Genomic DNA, 15,087 nt, shown 5'->3' with positions numbered 1-15,087 from the left:
CCAACGAAGCCCACGCCCACAAGTTCAGACCGGTTGCGCTGCTCCAAACGCCCCCTGGCGCAGCAACAACACCACCAGCCCCAACGCCCCAACTGCCATCAGCAACGGCAACGCATGCCCGCTGATCCACTGGCTGCCCGCACCGGCCACCAGCGGCCCAACCAGGCAGCCAATGCCCCACAGCTGCGCCACATGAGCATTGGCACGCACCAGCGCATCGTCGCGGTAACGCTCGCCAATCAAAATCAGCGACAAGGTAAACAACCCGCCGGCACTGGCGCCGAACAGCACCCACACCGGCCAGATCAGCAGTGTGTGCATCAACAGCGGCACCGCCAGGCTCGACGTCAGCAACAGCAGGGCACAGCCCAGGAACAGCGTGCGCCGTGGCAGGTAGTCGGCCAGCGCGCCGATGGGCAATTGCAGCAGCGCATCACCCACCACCACCGTGCTGACCATCGCCAAGGCGATTTCGGCAGTGAAGCCCTGTTGCAGGCAGTACACCGGCAACAGCGTCAGAATCATCGCTTCAAACGCAGCGAATAATGCCACCGCCCAGGCAATCGCCGGCAGGCTCAGGCAGAACCGCCACAGCTCGCTGAACGTGACACTGAACGCATCCGCCGTCGGTGCCCCGGAACGCCCCAGCAACAGCAGCGGCGCCACCACCAACAGGCCCACGCCCACCCAGAAACCGTAGTCATGGTCGGTACCCATCAGGCCCAGCAACAATGGCCCTGACAGCTGGCTCAAGGCATAGGTACAGCCATACAGCGCCACCAGGCGGCCACGCCACTGCTCCACCACCAACTGGTTGATCCAGCTTTCGCCGAGGATAAATACGATGGTCAGGACTACCCCGATCATCAATCGCAGCACCAGCCACACCGGGTAGCTGGGCAGGATCGCCAGCAGGCCGATGGACACCGCCCCGGCCCACAGGCACAGGCGCATCAGGTTCGCGGTGCCGAGCCAGGACGCCATTCGGCTGGAGACCTTGGCCCCGAGCAATACGCCGAATGCCGGCATCGCCGCCATCACGCCAATCGCGAAACTGCCGTAGCCCCAGCCTTCAAGGCGCAGGGATACCAATGGCATACTGACGCCCAAAGCCAGACCAACGCTGAGTACCGAGGCCAGGACGGCGAAGTAAGTCGCCCAACGCATTGCCACGCTCCTGTGGAGATTTAAAGGTTCACACAAAACAGTGTGGGAGGGGGCTTGCTCCCGATAGCTTGGTATCAGCCACCGCATGTGGTGACTGGCCTACCGCTATCGGGAGCAAGCCCCCTCCCACATTTGCCTGCGGCGTTTCCTGCAGGTTTAGAGCTTGATCCAGGTCGCCTTAAGCTCCGTGTACTTGTCGAAGGCATGCAGCGACTTGTCGCGGCCATTACCCGACTGCTTGAACCCGCCAAACGGCGCGGTCATGTCGCCGCCGTCGTACTGGTTGACCCACACGCTACCGGCACGCAGGGCCTTGGCCGTCAGGTGCGCCTTGGAGATATCCGCCGTCCACACCGCCGCGGCCAGGCCGTATTGGGTGTCGTTGGCGATGGCGATGGCTTCTTCGGCGCTGTCAAACGTAATCACCGACAGCACTGGGCCAAAGATCTCTTCCTGGGCAATCTTCATGGCATTGGTCACGCCGTCGAAAATCGTCGGCTCAACGTAGGTGCCGCCGGACTCCTCCAGAGTGCGCTTGCCGCCTGCGACCAGCTTGGCGCCATCGGCGTGACCGGCCTCGATGTAGGAGAGCACGGTGTTCATCTGCTGCGTATCAACCAGCGCACCGACGTTGGTGGCCGGGTCCAGCGGGTTGCCCGGTTTCCAGCCCTTGAGCGCCTCGATTACCAGCGGCAGGAAGGTGTCCTTGATCGAACGCTCCACCAGCAGGCGCGAGCCGGCGGTGCAGACTTCGCCCTGGTTGAAGGCGATGGCGCCAGCGGCAGACTCAGCGGCCGCTTGCAGGTCCGGCGCATCGGCAAACACGATGTTCGGGCTCTTGCCGCCAGCTTCCAGCCACACACGCTTCATGTTCGACTCGCCGGAGCGGATCAACAGTTGCTTGGCGATCTTGGTAGAACCGGTGAACACCAGGGTATCGACGTCCATATGCACCGCCAGCGCATTGCCCACGGTGTGACCATAGCCAGGCAATACGTTGAACACGCCTTTTGGTATGCCGGCTTCAACGGCCAGGGCGGCAATACGGATGGCCGTCAGCGGTGACTTTTCGGACGGCTTGAGGATCACCGAGTTACCGGTGGACAACGCCGGGCCGAGTTTCCAGCAGGCCATCATCAACGGGAAGTTCCACGGCACGATGGCACCTACCACGCCGACTGGCTCGCGGGTCACCAGGCCCAGTTGGTCGTGCGGGGTGGCTGCGACTTCATCGTAGATCTTGTCGATGGCCTCGCCGCTCCAGCTCAGGGCATTCGCCGCGCCCGGAACGTCGATGTACAGGGAATCGCTGATGGGCTTGCCCATGTCCAGGGTTTCAAGCAACGCCAGCTCTTCGGCATTGGCCTTGAGCAGCGCGGCGAAACGGATCATCACTGACTTGCGCTTGGCCGGCGCCAGGCGCGACCAGACACCGGAGTTGAAGGTGGCACGGGCATTTTCCACGGCACGCTGGGCATCGCTGGCGTCACAGCTGGCAACGGTGGCCAGCAAGCGGCCATCCACCGGGCTGATGCACTCGAACGTGTCGCCGGAAACGGCGGCGGTGTACTCGCCATTGATATAGGCACGGCCTTCGATCTTCAGATCCTTGGCGCGTTGTTCCCAGTCGGCACGGGTCAGGGTGGTCATGCGAGTGTCCTCCTCTTATTGAATACAAGGGGCCTGGGGTTCATCCCGGCACCTTCACGAATTCTTGCCCGGCCAGCCTGCTGTTCGGCTCAAGGCAGCTGCCACCCTAAACCAGCGGCTGGGGATGTTTCAATATATTTGACAGAACGGCGGCAAACGCCCTTGCGATGTTCATTTTAATAAACATAGACTTTGGGCTCTCCAACCCCAGGCCAGACGGGACACGCACATGAGCATCCAGGATATCGTCGATTTCAGCCAAGCCAACACGGCCCCCGACCGCTACCGCCCCGCCGCCGAAAAAGTTCTCAAGGGCGATCCGGAGCAGACGCTCTATAACCACTACAACAGTCCGTGCGGGCAGATGAATGCCGGGGTGTGGGAAGGCGAAGTCGGGCAATGGAAGGTCAACTACACCGAACATGAGTACTGCGAGATTGTGCAGGGGGTTTCGGTGCTGCGCGACGCCGAGGGCAACGCCAAGACCTTGCGTGCTGGCGACCGCTTTGTGATTCCCGCTGGTTTCAGCGGAACCTGGGAAGTACTGGAGCCGTGCCGCAAGATCTATGTGGTATTCGAACAAAAAGCCTGATCAGCACATCACAGACAAAAAAAAGCCCGCATCGTGAGATACGGGCTTTTTTTCACAAGGAAGAAAATCAATTACTTGATTTTGCCTTCTTTGTAGATCACGTGCTTGCGAACGCGCGGGTCGAACATTTTCTTTTCGAGCTTGTCCGGGGTAGTACGCTTGTTCTTGTCGGTAGTGTAGAAGTGACCAGTACCGGCGCTAGAGATCATTCGAATCAATTCACGCATGATAGAGCTCCTTAGATCTTGCCAGCGGCGCGGATTTCGGCCAGCACGACAGTGATGCCGCGCTTGTCGATGATACGCATGCCTTTGGCAGATACACGCAGGCGAACAAAACGTTTCTCTTCTTCAACCCAGAAGCGGTGATGCTGCAGGTTCGGCAGGAAACGACGACGGGTTTTGTTATTTGCGTGGGAAATGTTATTCCCAGTCACCGGACCCTTACCGGTAACTTGACAGACTCTCGACATGCCTCAGCCCTCTAAAACCACATGCCCAACCCGGCATGGGTTGGCCGCTTAATCTCTCAGTCATTTGGCGCCAGGCGCCGCGTTTCTTTAGGGTCTTACCGGCTACACCTACAAGCGAAGGAACCGGGCCCCTAGAAAAGAGCGCTGCTTTATACCAGAAAGACCCCAGTGCAACAACAGCCCGTGTGTTTTTACCACCGTAAATCTTAGTGGCAGACGCCTGAACCACTGCCAGGAGGGGCCGCTGTGACAGCCGACCGCTCGTCGCACAGAATGATTTACAGCGCCCACAGGCACGGGGAAGTACACGGCGAAACGCGCTGAGGCGCCATCAAAACAGCATTTGGGCCAAAAGCACAGGCAAAAATGGGCTAGTCATTTATCAATCAGACCTCTACGGTAGGCTTTTTCCAGACTGCACTCGCAGATGGGCCTTCGATCTGCACAGGAAACCGAATATGCGCCTCGCTGCCCTACCGCTATTGCTTGCTCCTCTCTTTATCGCGCCGACGGCTATCGCGGCCACCAACCTGAGCGTCTGCACCGAGGCCAGCCCCGAGGGGTTCGATGTGGTGCAGTACAACTCGCTGACTACCACCAATGCCTCAGCAGACGTGCTGATGAACCGCCTGGTGGACTTCGACGCAGCCAGCGGCAAACTGGTACCGAGCCTGGCGGACAGTTGGGAAGTCTCATCCGATGGCCTGACCTACACCTTCAAGCTGCACCCGGGCGTGAAATTCCACCGCACAAACTATTTCAACCCCAGCCGTACGTTGACCGCCGAAGACGTACGTTTCAGCTTCGAGCGCATGCTTGATCCGGCCAACCCGTGGCACAAGATCGCCCAGAGCGGCTTCCCCCACGCCCAATCCCTGCAGTTGCCGGCACTGGTCAAGAAGATTGACGCCCTTGACCCGTTGACCGTGCGTTTCACCCTCGACCACGCCGACTCCACCTTCCTTGCGTCGCTGAGCATGGGCTTTGCCTCGATCTACCCGGCTGAATATGCCGACAAACTGCTCAAGGCCGGCACTCCCGAGAAGCTCAACAGCCAGCCAATCGGCACCGGCCCGTTCGTTTTTGTGCGTTTTCAGAAAGATGCCGTGGTGCGCTACAAGGCCAACCCGGACTACTTCGCCGGCAAGCCGGCGGTGGATAACTTGATCTTCGCCATTACTCCGGATGCCAACGTACGCCTGCAGAAGCTGCACCGCGATGAATGCCAGATCGCACTTTCGCCCAAGCCACTGGATGTGGGCGAGGCCGAAAAAGACCCAGCCTTGAAGGTGGAAAAAACCGCCGCGTTCATGACCGCATTCGTCGCCATCAACAGCCAGCACCCACCGTTGGACAAGCCCGAGGTGCGCCAGGCGATCAACTTGGCCTTTGACAAGAACAGCTACCTCAAGGCCGTATTCGAAGGCACCGGCGAAGCAGCCAATGGTGTCTACCCGCCGAACACCTGGAGCTATGCCCAGGATTTGCCGGGCTATCCACAAGATCTCGCCAAAGCCAAGGCGCTGCTCGACCGTGCCGGGCTCAAGGACGGCTTCAAGACCACGATATGGACTCGCCCTACCGGTAGCCTGCTGAACCCCAACCCGAATCTTGGCGCACAGCTGTTGCAGGCCGACCTGGCCAAGGTCGGCATCCAGGCCGAAATCCGTGTGATCGAATGGGGCGAGTTGATTCGCCGCGCCAAGGCCGGCGAGCATGACCTGCTGTTCATGGGCTGGGCTGGCGACAACGGCGACCCGGATAACTTCCTGACCCCGCAGTTCTCCTGCGCCGCAGTGAAGTCCGGCACCAACTTCGCCCGCTATTGCGACCCCGCGCTGGATAAGTTGATCCGCGCCGGCAAGACCACCAGCGAGCAAGGTGTGCGCACCAAGCTGTATCAACAGGCCCAGGCGCAGATCCAGCAGCAGGCACTGTGGCTGCCGCTGGCACATCCGACAGCGTTTGCCCTGGCCCGCAAGAATGTCGAGGGCTATCAGGTGAGCCCGTTCGGGCGTCAGGATTATTCGAAAGTCAGCGTCAAGCCGTAAGGCGCAACACCTTGCACTGTAAGAGCGAGCTTGCTCGCGAAGATCGTTAACGATAATGCGAAAACCCTGATGCCCCGCGAGATCATCAGGTTTTCGCGAGCAAGCTCGCTCCTACAGATACGGGTGTCGTTATATCCACCCGTATTCAGCCATCGACAGCGGGTCACCATCTCCAACAATGATGTGATCCAGCACGCGCACATCCACCGCCTCCAACGCCTTTTGCAGCAACTTGGTCAATTTTCGATCAGCTGCACTGGGCTCTACACTCCCGGACGGATGGTTGTGACACAGGATCAACGCCGCCGCGTTGTACGCCAGCGCACGCTTTACCACTTGTCGCGGATAAACAATCGCGGTGTCGATGGTGCCCTGAAACATTGCCTCAAACCCCAACACCCGGTGTCTTGAATCAAGGAACAGGCAGCCAAAAATCTCATGGGGTTCATGGCGCAGTAGTGCCTTGAGGTACTCGCGCACGGCCAGCGGGCTCTCCAGCACCGAATCAGCGCGTAAGCGCTCGGCCATGTGGCGCCGGGACATTTCCAGCACCGCCTGCAGCTGGGCAAACTTTGCCGGCCCCAGCCCCAGATGCTGGCTGAACAGCGTCTGGCTGGCCTCCAGCAGTGGGCGCAAGCCACCGAATTGCGCCAATAGATGGCGCGCCAGATCGACCGCACTTCTACCGGAAACCCCTGTACGCAGGAAGATCGCCAACAACTCGGCATCGGACAGGCTCGCCGCGCCGCCTTCCAACAACTTCTCCCGCGGGCGCTCCGCCACGGGCCAATCACGAATACTCATCCTACCTCCGTGTGTACCTGCTCCGCTGTTGCCCAGCGGGCGCTGTGTTATCGTAGGCGCTCTTTTTTGCATGCGATTTCACCTGGGGAGGGGTCATCGCAGGCGTCACTGAACTGGCATCACTGAACTGGAAAGGCAAACCAATGCAGCGTCTGTATCGGAAACGCATCGTTCTCGGCGTCGGCGGCGGCATTGCCGCCTACAAGAGCGCAGAGCTGGTTCGCAGGCTCCTGGACCAGGGCGCCGAAGTGCGCGTGGTCATGACCCGTGGCGGCAGTGAGTTCATCACCCCGCTGACCATGCAGGCCCTGTCCGGCCACCCGGTTCATCTGGACCTGCTCGACCCGGCGGCCGAAGCCGCCATGGGCCATATCGAGCTGGCCAAATGGGCCGACCTGGTACTGATCGCCCCGGCCACCGCCGACCTGATCGCCCGCCTGGCCCAGGGCATTGCCGATGACCTGCTGACCACGTTGGTACTGGCCACCGACGCCACCGTCGCCATCGCCCCGGCCATGAACCAGGCCATGTGGCGCGACCCGGCTACCCAGGCCAATACCCAGCTCCTGCAAAGCCGCGGCCTCAAGGTGTTCGGCCCCGCTTCCGGCAGCCAAGCCTGCGGCGATGTCGGCATGGGCCGCATGCTCGAAGCCACCGACCTGGCACAGTGCGCCGCCGAGTGCTTCCAGCACCTGGCCCTGACCGGCAAGCACGTGCTGATCACCGCCGGCCCGACCCAGGAAAACATCGACCCGGTGCGCTACATCACCAACCATAGCTCAGGAAAAATGGGCTTCGCGTTGGCAGAAGCAGCGGTCGAGGCAGGCGCACGGGTCACCCTGATCACTGGCCCGGTGCATCTGCCCACCCCTGACCGCGTCACGCGAATCGACGTAGTCAGCGCCCGGGACATGCTGGCAGCCTGTGAAGCGGCCATTCCCTGCGACCTGTTCATCGCCTCGGCAGCGGTTGCGGATTACCGCCCGGAAGTCGTCGCCCCGCAAAAGCTCAAGAAAGACCCCACAAGCGGTGACGGCCTGCTCCTGCAAATGGTGCGCAACCCGGACATCCTGGCCACCATCGCCACTCGTCCGGATCGCCCGTTCAGTGTAGGTTTTGCTGCCGAAACCGAGCACCTGCTGGACTACGCCGCACGCAAACTGAAAGACAAAAACCTCGACCTGATCGTTGCCAATGATGTCGCCAACCCGAGCATCGGCTTCAACAGCGAGGAAAATGCCTGCAGCGTGATCGACCGCGAGCTGCATGCCACCCTTTTCGCCCAGACCAGCAAGGGCAAGATTGCCCGCCAACTGATCTCTTTTATCGCCCAACGGCTGAACCAGGTTTAATTTCCATGCACGCTTTGCAAGCCAAGATCCTCGATCCCCGCATCGGCAACGAATTCCCTCTGCCGGCCTACGCCACTCCAGGCTCCGCCGGCCTGGACCTGCGCGCCATGCTCAAGCAAGACACCGTCCTTGAACCGGGCCAGACCATCCTGATCCCCACCGGCTTGTCGATTTATGTTGGCGACCCTGGCCTGGCGGCGCTGATCCTGCCGCGCTCCGGCCTGGGCCATAAACACGGAATCGTGCTGGGCAACCTGGTCGGCCTGATCGACTCCGACTACCAGGGCGAGCTGATGGTGTCGTGCTGGAACCGTGGCCAGACCGCGTTCAACATCGCAATCGGCGAACGCATCGCCCAGCTGGTGTTGGTGCCCGTGGTACAAGCGCACTTCGAACTGGTAGAAGAGTTCGACGAAACCCAGCGCGGCGCAGGCGGTTTTGGGCATTCCGGCAGTCACTGACTAAGCTGAATCAGGCCGGACACCCTGGTCCGGCCCGATGCCACCGCCCGGCGTTTCAGGATGAAGAATGCGCGGAGCTCACGAACGAGATTTATCCAGCAAAATCAATGTATTACTTGACCGTACGGGCAAGCCAAAAGCCCCGATGGCACTTTTACACCACGAACTCTCTGCCGAAAACGCCGTCATACCCTTCAGTTTGAGCCTGCCGGCCAGCCACATTCAGGCCAGCCTTGCCCCTTCCAGATGGAGTTTCCCCCGCGATGAGTATTGCAGCCCGCGTAGCCCCTACCTTCCCCGACAGCATTTTTCGCGCCTATGACATTCGGGGCGTGGTACCCAAGACCCTGACCGCCGAAACCGCCTACTGGATTGGCCGCGCCATCGGCTCCCAGAGCCTGGCCCAGGACGAACCCAACGTATCAGTGGGGCGTGACGGCCGCTTGTCCGGCCCGGAGCTGGTCGAGCAACTGATCCAGGGCCTGGCCGACAGCGGCTGCCACGTCAGCGACGTCGGCCTGGTGCCAACACCCGCGCTGTATTACGCCGCCAATGTCCTGGCCGGCAAATCCGGGGTAATGCTCACCGGCAGTCACAACCCCTCGGACTACAACGGCTTCAAGATCGTCATCGCGGGCGACACCCTGGCCAACGAACAGATCCAGGCCCTGCACAAGCGCCTCAAAACCAACGACCTGACCAGTGGCCAGGGCACCGTCACCAAAGTCGACATCCTGCAGCGCTACTCTGACGAAATCACCCGCGACGTCAAACTCGCGCGCCGCCTCAAAGTGGTGGTCGATTGCGGCAACGGTGCGGCCGGCGTGATCGCCCCGCAGCTGCTCGAAGCCCTGAACTGCGAGGTGATCCCGCTGTTCTGCGACGTCGACGGCAACTTCCCCAACCATCACCCAGACCCAGGCAAGCCAGAAAACCTGGTAGACCTGATTGCCAAGGTCAAGGAAGTGGGTGCCGACGTAGGCCTGGCCTTCGATGGCGACGGCGACCGCGTGGGCGTGGTGACTGAAACCGGCGAGATTGTGTTTCCGGACCGCCTGCTGATGCTGTTTGCCCGTGACGTGGTAGCGCGCAATGCCAACGCCGAGATCATTTTCGACGTGAAGTGCACCCGCCGCCTGACGCCACTGATCAAGGAATATGGCGGCCGCCCGCTAATGTGGAAGACTGGCCACTCGTTGATCAAAAAGAAAATGAAGGAAACTGGCGCGCTGTTGGCCGGTGAAATGAGCGGCCATGTATTCTTCAAGGAACGCTGGTTCGGGTTTGACGACGGCATTTACAGTGCCGCTCGCCTGCTGGAGATCCTCAGCAAGGAGAAATCCACGGCCGAAGAGCTGTTTCAGACCTTCCCGAATGATATTTCTACGCCAGAGATCAATATCCATGTGACCGAGGAGAGCAAATTCAGCATCATTGACGCATTGCACGATGCGCAATGGGGTGAAGGCGCCAACCTGACCACCATTGATGGTGTGCGAGTCGATTACGCCAAAGGCTGGGGCCTGGTTCGCGCGTCCAACACCACACCGGTGCTGGTCCTGCGTTTCGAGGCGGATACCGAGGCTGAGTTGCAGCGCATCAAGGACGTGTTCCACGCCCAGCTGAAACGTGTTGCCCCTGATCTCCAATTACCGTTCTGATTTATTGCCCGGAGCCCTGAATGACCCTCGAACGCGAAGCCGCTGCCAACACCGCCAAGGTCCTGTCCGAAGCGTTACCTTACATTCGACGCTACGTCGGCAAGACGCTGGTGATCAAGTACGGCGGCAATGCCATGGAAAGCGACGAGCTGAAAACCGGCTTTGCCCGCGACATCGTGCTGATGAAGGCCGTAGGGATCAACCCGGTGGTGGTGCACGGCGGCGGCCCGCAGATCGGCGACCTGCTCAAGCGCCTGTCGATCGAGAGTCACTTCATCGATGGCATGCGCGTCACTGACGCGCAGACCATGGACGTGGTGGAAATGGTCCTCGGCGGCCAGGTCAACAAAGACATTGTCAACCTGATCAACCGCCACGGCGGCAGCGCCATCGGCCTGACCGGCAAGGATGCGGAGCTGATCCGTGCGAAGAAACTCACGGTTACCCGCAAGACTCCTGAGATGACCCAGCCGGAAATCATCGATATCGGCCAGGTCGGCGAAGTGATCGGCATCAACACCGATCTGCTGAACCTGCTGGTCAAGAGCGACTTCATCCCGGTGATCGCACCTATCGGTGTGGGCGCCAACGGCGAGTCCTACAACATCAATGCTGACCTGGTAGCGGGCAAGGTGGCTGAAGCACTGCAGGCTGAAAAGCTGATGCTGCTGACCAACATTGCCGGCCTGATGGACAAGGAAGGCAAGGTTCTGACTGGCCTGTCCACCCAGCAAGTGGACGAGTTGATCGCCGACGGCACCATCTACGGCGGCATGCTGCCCAAGATCGGTTGCGCACTGGGCGCGGTGCAGGGCGGCGTCGGTAGCGCGCTGATCCTGGATGGCCGTGTACCGAATGCGGTGCTGTTGGAGATCTTCACGGATACCGGCATGGGTACGCTGATCAGCAACCGCAAGCGTCCTTAAAACGCTGCAAATAAAAGGCCCCGCTCAATCCGATTGAGCGGGGCCTTTTTGTATAGAGCGAGAGGACAATGGAGATCCCCTCCCACACAAACCCATTTCAACAAAAAGTCGGTATCAGACGCCAAACTGCTCGCGATACGCCCGCACTGCCGGCAAATGCTGCTTGAGCTGCGGATCATCTTCCAGGAACTGCAACACCTGGTTCAACGACACGATACTCACCACCGGAATGCCGAAATCACGCTCAACTTCCTGGATAGCCGACAACTCACCGTTGCCGCGCTCCTGGCGGTTCAAGGCGATCAGCACACCGGCGGCCTTGGCGCCGTCCTGGGACGCGATGATCTGCATCACTTCACGGATCGCGGTGCCGGCGGTGATCACGTCATCAATGATCAGCACATCGCCGGTCAGCGGAGCGCCGACCAGGCTGCCGCCTTCACCATGGGCCTTGGCTTCCTTGCGGTTGAAACACCATGGCAGATCCTGCCCATGATGCTCCGCCAGGGCCACCGCTGTAGCCGCAGCCAGGGGAATACCCTTGTAGGCCGGGCCAAAGAGCACGTCGAAGGAAATACCGCTTTCAACAATGGCTGCCGCGTAGAAACGACCCAGCTGAGCCAGGGCCGAACCCGAGTTGAACAGGCCCGCATTGAAGAAGTACGGGCTGGTGCGCCCGGACTTGAGAGTGAACTCACCGAAGCGTAGAACGCCGCGATCGATGGCAAAACGAATGAAATCGCGTTGATACGCCTGCATGAAAAAAGCCTCAGATACCACGGATTTAGCTAATTAGGTGGACGGCGTGTATCATACACGCACGCGATTTTTGGGGCCATTTATGCGGATCATCAGTGTGAACGTTAATGGTATTCAGGCTGCAGTCGAGCGTGGTTTGCTCAGTTGGCTGCAAGCACAGAATGCCGACGTCATCTGCCTGCAGGACACCCGCGCCTCCGCCTTTGAACTGGACGACCCAGCCTTCCAACTGGATGGCTACTTCCTTTATGCCTGCGATGCCGAAGTGCCCACCCAAGGTGGCGTGGCTTTGTACTCGCGGTTGCAACCCAAGGCGGTCATCAGCGGCCTCGGCTTCGAGACAGCCGACCGCTACGGGCGCTACCTGCAAGCCGATTTCGACAAGGTCAGCATCGCGACCTTGCTGCTTCCTTCGGGGCAGAACGGCGATGAAGACTTGAACCAGAAGTTCAAGCTAATGGACGACTTCGCCCGTTATCTGGATAAACAGCGACGCAAACGTCGCGAGTACATTTATTGTGGCTCGCTGTACGTGGCGCAACAGAAGCTGGATATCAAGAACTGGCGCGACAGCCAGCAGTCCCCGGGCTTTCTGGCGCCGGAACGGGCCTGGATGGACGAGATTGTCGGCAACATGGGCTATGTCGATGCCCTGCGTGAAGTCAGCCGTGAAGGCGACCAGTACAGCTGGTGGCCGGACAACGAACAGGCCGAGATGCTCAACCTGGGTTGGCGCTTCGACTACCAGTTGCTGACCCCAGGTCTGCGTCGGTTCGTGCGCAGTGCACGCTTGCCGCGCCAGCCGCGCTTTTCGCAGCACGCGCCATTGATTGTGGACTACGACTGGACATTGACCATCTGAGGTCGATCTCCAGGCACAAAAAAACCGACAGCGATGTCGGTTTTTTTGTGGCCGGTCGGTTACTTGACCAGGCGCCAGGTCCACGGATAGCGGTAAGCAACGCCTTTGTTGGCCTGGATCCCGGCGATGATCGTCAGTATCAGCGCCCCGATCACCAGCACGGTCATCAGCAAAAAGCCGATGACGACAAAGCCCAGCACCAGGCACACCAGCCAGGCGATCGCCACGGTAATCTGGAAATTCAGCGCTTCCTTGCCCTGATCATCGATAAGCGGGTCCACGTCCTTCTTGAACTGCCACAGGATCAGCGGCCCCAACAAGCTGCCGAAGGGAAATACCAACCCCGCAAACGCCGCGAAGTGACACAACATTGCCAACTGGCGTACTTCCTTGGACGGTGCCGGAACCGGCAACTGGCTGTCACTCATGGCGTTTCTCCTTGGCACCGGCTCAGTCGGCCAGCGCGGCATTCTGCAGTTGGAAAATTTCGGTCATGCCTTTCTGGGCCAAGGCCAGCATCGCGTTCAGCTCAGCCGGCTGGAATGGCGCGCCTTCAGCGGTGCCCTGCACTTCGATGAAACCACCGGTGCTGGTCATGACCACGTTCAGGTCAGTCTCGGCGGCCGAATCCTCCAGGTAGTCCAGGTCCAGCACAGGCTCACCCTGGTACATGCCGACCGATACCGCGGCGATCATCTGCTTGAGCGGGTCACCGGCCTTGAGGCCGCCGCGCTTCTTGATCACTTTCAGCGCGTCGACCAGGGCCACCATGGCCCCGGTGATGGAGGCAGTACGGGTACCGCCATCAGCCTGGATCACGTCGCAGTCGACGTACAGGGTCACGTCGCCCAGCTTGGACATGTCCAGGGCGGCGCGCAGGGAACGGCCGATCAGGCGCTGGATCTCCAGGGTGCGCCCGCCTTGCTTGCCACGGCTGGCTTCACGCTGGTTACGCTCGCCAGTGGCGCGCGGCAGCATGCCGTATTCAGCGGTCAACCAACCCTGGCCCTGGCCCTTGAGGAAACGCGGCACGCCGTTTTCGACGCTGACGGTGCAGATCACCTTGGTATCGCCAAACTCGACCAGTACGGATCCCTCGGCGTGTTTGGTGTAGTTGCGGGTGATGCGGATCGAGCGGAGCTGATCGGCAGCGCGACCACTTGGACGTTTCATAGGGGATACCTGTACGAAGGACGAAAAACTGCCGAGCATTATAGAGCTGCCAGCCGATTCGGGGCACTTCTAAAAATTCGGTTACGAATGCGCATGTTTGGGCGCCTCCTGCGCACTGCGCTACAATCCTGCGCCTCTCGACTGTAGGAGCGAGCTTGCTCGCGAAAAACACTAACGATAACGGGGGTCTCCTGATTCAGCGCGACGCCCTTGCGTTCTTCGCGAGCAAGCTCGCTCCTACAGGTCGGCCTGGCCAATCTCTATTTATCCAACACGAGGTACCTCCATGGTGCACAGCATGACCGCCTTCGCCCGTGTCGAAAAAGCCGGGGCCCAAGGCACCCTCAGCTGGGAATTGCGCTCGGTCAACAGCCGTTACCTGGAGCCGCACCTGCGCCTGCCGGAGTCGTTCCGCGACCTCGAAGGCGCGGTCCGTGAAGCACTGCGCCAGGGCATCTCCCGTGGCAAGCTGGAATGCACCCTGCGCTTTACCGAAGAAACTACCGGCAAGCCACTACAGGTCGACCGCGACCGCGCCGCGCAACTGGTGGCCGCCGCCGAAACCATTGCCGGCCTGATCAAGCAACCGGCCGCACTGAACCCTCTGGAAGTGCTGGCCTGGCCCGGCGTGTTGGTGGCCGACGCAACTGACCCGCAAGCCTTGAATGCAGAAGCCCTAGCCCTCTTCAACCAGGGCCTGAAGGAACTCAAGGCCGGTCGCGAGCGCGAAGGCGCCGAACTGGCGCGCCTGATCAACGAGCGTCTGACCTCGATCGAAGCAGATGTAGTCACGCTGCGCGAAATGGTGCCGCAGATGCTCGCCACCCAACGCCAGAAGGTTCTCGACCGCTTCACCGACATGAAGGCCGACCTTGACCCGACTCGCCTGGAACAGGAAATGGTCCTGCTCGCACAGAAGAGCGATGTGGCCGAAGAGCTCGACCGCCTGAGTACCCACATCCTTGAAGTGCGCCGCGTCCTCAAGTCTGGCGGTGCCGCCGGTCGGCGCCTGGACTTCCTGATGCAGGAACTCAACCGCGAAGCCAATACACTGGGCTCCAAGGCGTTCGATCCGCGCAGTACCACGGCCGCGGTCAACCTCAAAGTGTTGATCGAGCAGATGCGCGAACAAGTACAGAATATTGAGTAAGGCAACC

The 15,087-nt window shown here is 60.4% G+C and carries 15 protein-coding genes and 1 pseudogene; 8 read left to right on the top strand and 8 right to left on the bottom strand.

Going from position 1 to position 15,087, the window contains the following annotated elements; genetic code table 11:
• Nucleotides 1-24: 24 nt before the first annotated feature.
• Nucleotides 25-1,167: an MFS transporter gene (locus QZR30_RS04995; protein ID WP_311902999.1), complete on the bottom strand. Its 1,143-nt coding sequence runs from the start codon at nucleotides 1,165-1,167 to the stop codon at nucleotides 25-27.
• A gap of 156 nt (nucleotides 1,168-1,323) precedes the next feature.
• Entirely contained in the window at nucleotides 1,324-2,817 is a 1,494-nt protein-coding gene (locus tag QZR30_RS04990; protein WP_311902998.1) for an aldehyde dehydrogenase, read from the bottom strand.
• Between the two features lie 229 nt (nucleotides 2,818-3,046).
• Here QZR30_RS04990 and QZR30_RS04985 point away from each other — a divergent pair, with 229 nt between their 5' ends.
• A complete protein-coding gene (locus QZR30_RS04985) occupies nucleotides 3,047-3,409 on the top strand; it encodes a cupin domain-containing protein (RefSeq protein WP_046070085.1) in 363 nt (120 codons plus the stop codon).
• Nucleotides 3,410-3,480: 71 nt separating this feature from the next.
• Here QZR30_RS04985 and rpmG read toward each other — a convergent pair whose 3' ends face one another.
• Both rpmG and rpmB read right to left on the bottom strand, forming a co-directional pair.
• Nucleotides 3,481-3,636 (bottom strand): 50S ribosomal protein L33, encoded by a 156-nt coding sequence (gene rpmG / locus QZR30_RS04980; RefSeq protein WP_003176906.1) that lies wholly within the window; start codon nucleotides 3,634-3,636, stop codon nucleotides 3,481-3,483.
• A gap of 11 nt (nucleotides 3,637-3,647) precedes the next feature.
• On the bottom strand, nucleotides 3,648-3,881 hold the full coding sequence (gene rpmB, locus QZR30_RS04975; RefSeq protein WP_003176907.1) for a 50S ribosomal protein L28: 234 nt from the start codon (nucleotides 3,879-3,881) through the stop codon (nucleotides 3,648-3,650).
• Between the two features lie 458 nt (nucleotides 3,882-4,339).
• On the opposite strand from rpmB, the gene QZR30_RS04970 reads away from it, so the two are divergent.
• Nucleotides 4,340-5,932, top strand: a complete 1,593-nt coding sequence (locus QZR30_RS04970) for an ABC transporter substrate-binding protein (protein ID WP_046070086.1) — start codon at nucleotides 4,340-4,342, stop codon at nucleotides 5,930-5,932.
• 129 nt (nucleotides 5,933-6,061) lie between these two features.
• On the opposite strand, the gene radC is transcribed toward QZR30_RS04970, so the two are convergent.
• Nucleotides 6,062-6,736 carry a RadC family protein gene (radC, locus tag QZR30_RS04965; protein ID WP_046070087.1) on the bottom strand — a complete coding sequence of 225 codons (675 nt, stop codon included), beginning with the start codon at nucleotides 6,734-6,736 and terminating at the stop codon, nucleotides 6,062-6,064.
• A gap of 143 nt (nucleotides 6,737-6,879) precedes the next feature.
• On the opposite strand from radC, the gene coaBC reads away from it, so the two are divergent.
• The 4 genes and pseudogenes from coaBC to argB all read left to right on the top strand — a co-directional run bounded on the left by coaBC (nucleotide 6,880) and on the right by argB (nucleotide 11,136).
• Nucleotides 6,880-8,088, top strand: coding sequence for a bifunctional phosphopantothenoylcysteine decarboxylase/phosphopantothenate--cysteine ligase CoaBC (coaBC, locus tag QZR30_RS04960; protein ID WP_043048060.1), 1,209 nt, complete (start codon nucleotides 6,880-6,882; stop codon nucleotides 8,086-8,088).
• 5 nt (nucleotides 8,089-8,093) lie between these two features.
• Nucleotides 8,094-8,549, top strand: a complete 456-nt coding sequence (gene dut, locus QZR30_RS04955; protein WP_046070088.1) for a dUTP diphosphatase — start codon at nucleotides 8,094-8,096, stop codon at nucleotides 8,547-8,549.
• Between the two features lie 254 nt (nucleotides 8,550-8,803).
• A pseudogene (locus QZR30_RS04950) lies at nucleotides 8,804-10,210 on the top strand (phosphomannomutase/phosphoglucomutase); the annotation flags it as partial.
• Nucleotides 10,211-10,230: 20 nt separating this feature from the next.
• Complete coding sequence (argB, locus tag QZR30_RS04945) at nucleotides 10,231-11,136, top strand: acetylglutamate kinase (protein ID WP_043048062.1); 906 nt, start codon at nucleotides 10,231-10,233, stop codon at nucleotides 11,134-11,136.
• A gap of 114 nt (nucleotides 11,137-11,250) precedes the next feature.
• Here the strand turns inward: argB and pyrE are convergent, their stop codons facing one another.
• The gene (pyrE, locus tag QZR30_RS04940) at nucleotides 11,251-11,895 is read right to left on the bottom strand and encodes an orotate phosphoribosyltransferase (RefSeq protein WP_003195489.1); all 645 of its coding nucleotides are present in this window, start codon (nucleotides 11,893-11,895) and stop codon (nucleotides 11,251-11,253) included.
• A gap of 82 nt (nucleotides 11,896-11,977) precedes the next feature.
• Between pyrE and QZR30_RS04935 the strand changes: the two genes are divergently transcribed.
• Nucleotides 11,978-12,757 (top strand): exodeoxyribonuclease III, encoded by a 780-nt coding sequence (locus QZR30_RS04935; RefSeq protein ID WP_003195493.1) that lies wholly within the window; start codon nucleotides 11,978-11,980, stop codon nucleotides 12,755-12,757.
• Nucleotides 12,758-12,816: 59 nt separating this feature from the next.
• Here the strand turns inward: QZR30_RS04935 and QZR30_RS04930 are convergent, their stop codons facing one another.
• Entirely contained in the window at nucleotides 12,817-13,185 is a 369-nt protein-coding gene (locus tag QZR30_RS04930) for a DUF4870 domain-containing protein (RefSeq protein WP_043048064.1), read from the bottom strand.
• Between the two features lie 22 nt (nucleotides 13,186-13,207).
• Nucleotides 13,208-13,930, bottom strand: a complete 723-nt coding sequence (rph, locus tag QZR30_RS04925; protein ID WP_043048066.1) for a ribonuclease PH — start codon at nucleotides 13,928-13,930, stop codon at nucleotides 13,208-13,210.
• Between the two features lie 286 nt (nucleotides 13,931-14,216).
• Here rph and QZR30_RS04920 point away from each other — a divergent pair, with 286 nt between their 5' ends.
• Complete coding sequence (locus tag QZR30_RS04920; protein ID WP_056847473.1) at nucleotides 14,217-15,080, top strand: YicC/YloC family endoribonuclease; 864 nt, start codon at nucleotides 14,217-14,219, stop codon at nucleotides 15,078-15,080.
• Nucleotides 15,081-15,087 lie beyond the last annotated feature (7 nt).

The sequence above is a fragment of the Pseudomonas sp. rhizo25 genome (assembly GCF_031931935.1).
Classification (GTDB): domain Bacteria; phylum Pseudomonadota; class Gammaproteobacteria; order Pseudomonadales; family Pseudomonadaceae; genus Aquipseudomonas; species Aquipseudomonas synxantha.
Note: the sequence above shows the minus strand (reverse complement) of the source record. Positions and strands in the feature narration are given on the sequence as shown.

Bases quoted from the DNA above. Each gene is read 5' to 3' on its own strand.
- QZR30_RS04995 (WP_311902999.1), bottom strand. From the start codon at position 1,167: ATGCGTTGGGCGACTTACTTCGCCGTCCTGGCCTCGGTACTCAGCGTT.
- QZR30_RS04990 (WP_311902998.1), bottom strand. From the start codon at position 2,817: ATGACCACCCTGACCCGTGCCGACTGGGAACAACGCGCCAAGGATCTG.
- QZR30_RS04985 (WP_046070085.1), top strand. From the start codon at position 3,047: ATGAGCATCCAGGATATCGTCGATTTCAGCCAAGCCAACACGGCCCCC.
- rpmG (WP_003176906.1), bottom strand. From the start codon at position 3,636: ATGCGTGAATTGATTCGAATGATCTCTAGCGCCGGTACTGGTCACTTC.
- rpmB (WP_003176907.1), bottom strand. From the start codon at position 3,881: ATGTCGAGAGTCTGTCAAGTTACCGGTAAGGGTCCGGTGACTGGGAAT.
- QZR30_RS04970 (WP_046070086.1), top strand. From the start codon at position 4,340: ATGCGCCTCGCTGCCCTACCGCTATTGCTTGCTCCTCTCTTTATCGCG.
- radC (WP_046070087.1), bottom strand. From the start codon at position 6,736: ATGAGTATTCGTGATTGGCCCGTGGCGGAGCGCCCGCGGGAGAAGTTG.
- coaBC (WP_043048060.1), top strand. From the start codon at position 6,880: ATGCAGCGTCTGTATCGGAAACGCATCGTTCTCGGCGTCGGCGGCGGC.
- dut (WP_046070088.1), top strand. From the start codon at position 8,094: ATGCACGCTTTGCAAGCCAAGATCCTCGATCCCCGCATCGGCAACGAA.
- argB (WP_043048062.1), top strand. From the start codon at position 10,231: ATGACCCTCGAACGCGAAGCCGCTGCCAACACCGCCAAGGTCCTGTCC.
- pyrE (WP_003195489.1), bottom strand. From the start codon at position 11,895: ATGCAGGCGTATCAACGCGATTTCATTCGTTTTGCCATCGATCGCGGC.
- QZR30_RS04935 (WP_003195493.1), top strand. From the start codon at position 11,978: ATGCGGATCATCAGTGTGAACGTTAATGGTATTCAGGCTGCAGTCGAG.
- QZR30_RS04930 (WP_043048064.1), bottom strand. From the start codon at position 13,185: ATGAGTGACAGCCAGTTGCCGGTTCCGGCACCGTCCAAGGAAGTACGC.
- rph (WP_043048066.1), bottom strand. From the start codon at position 13,930: ATGAAACGTCCAAGTGGTCGCGCTGCCGATCAGCTCCGCTCGATCCGC.
- QZR30_RS04920 (WP_056847473.1), top strand. From the start codon at position 14,217: ATGGTGCACAGCATGACCGCCTTCGCCCGTGTCGAAAAAGCCGGGGCC.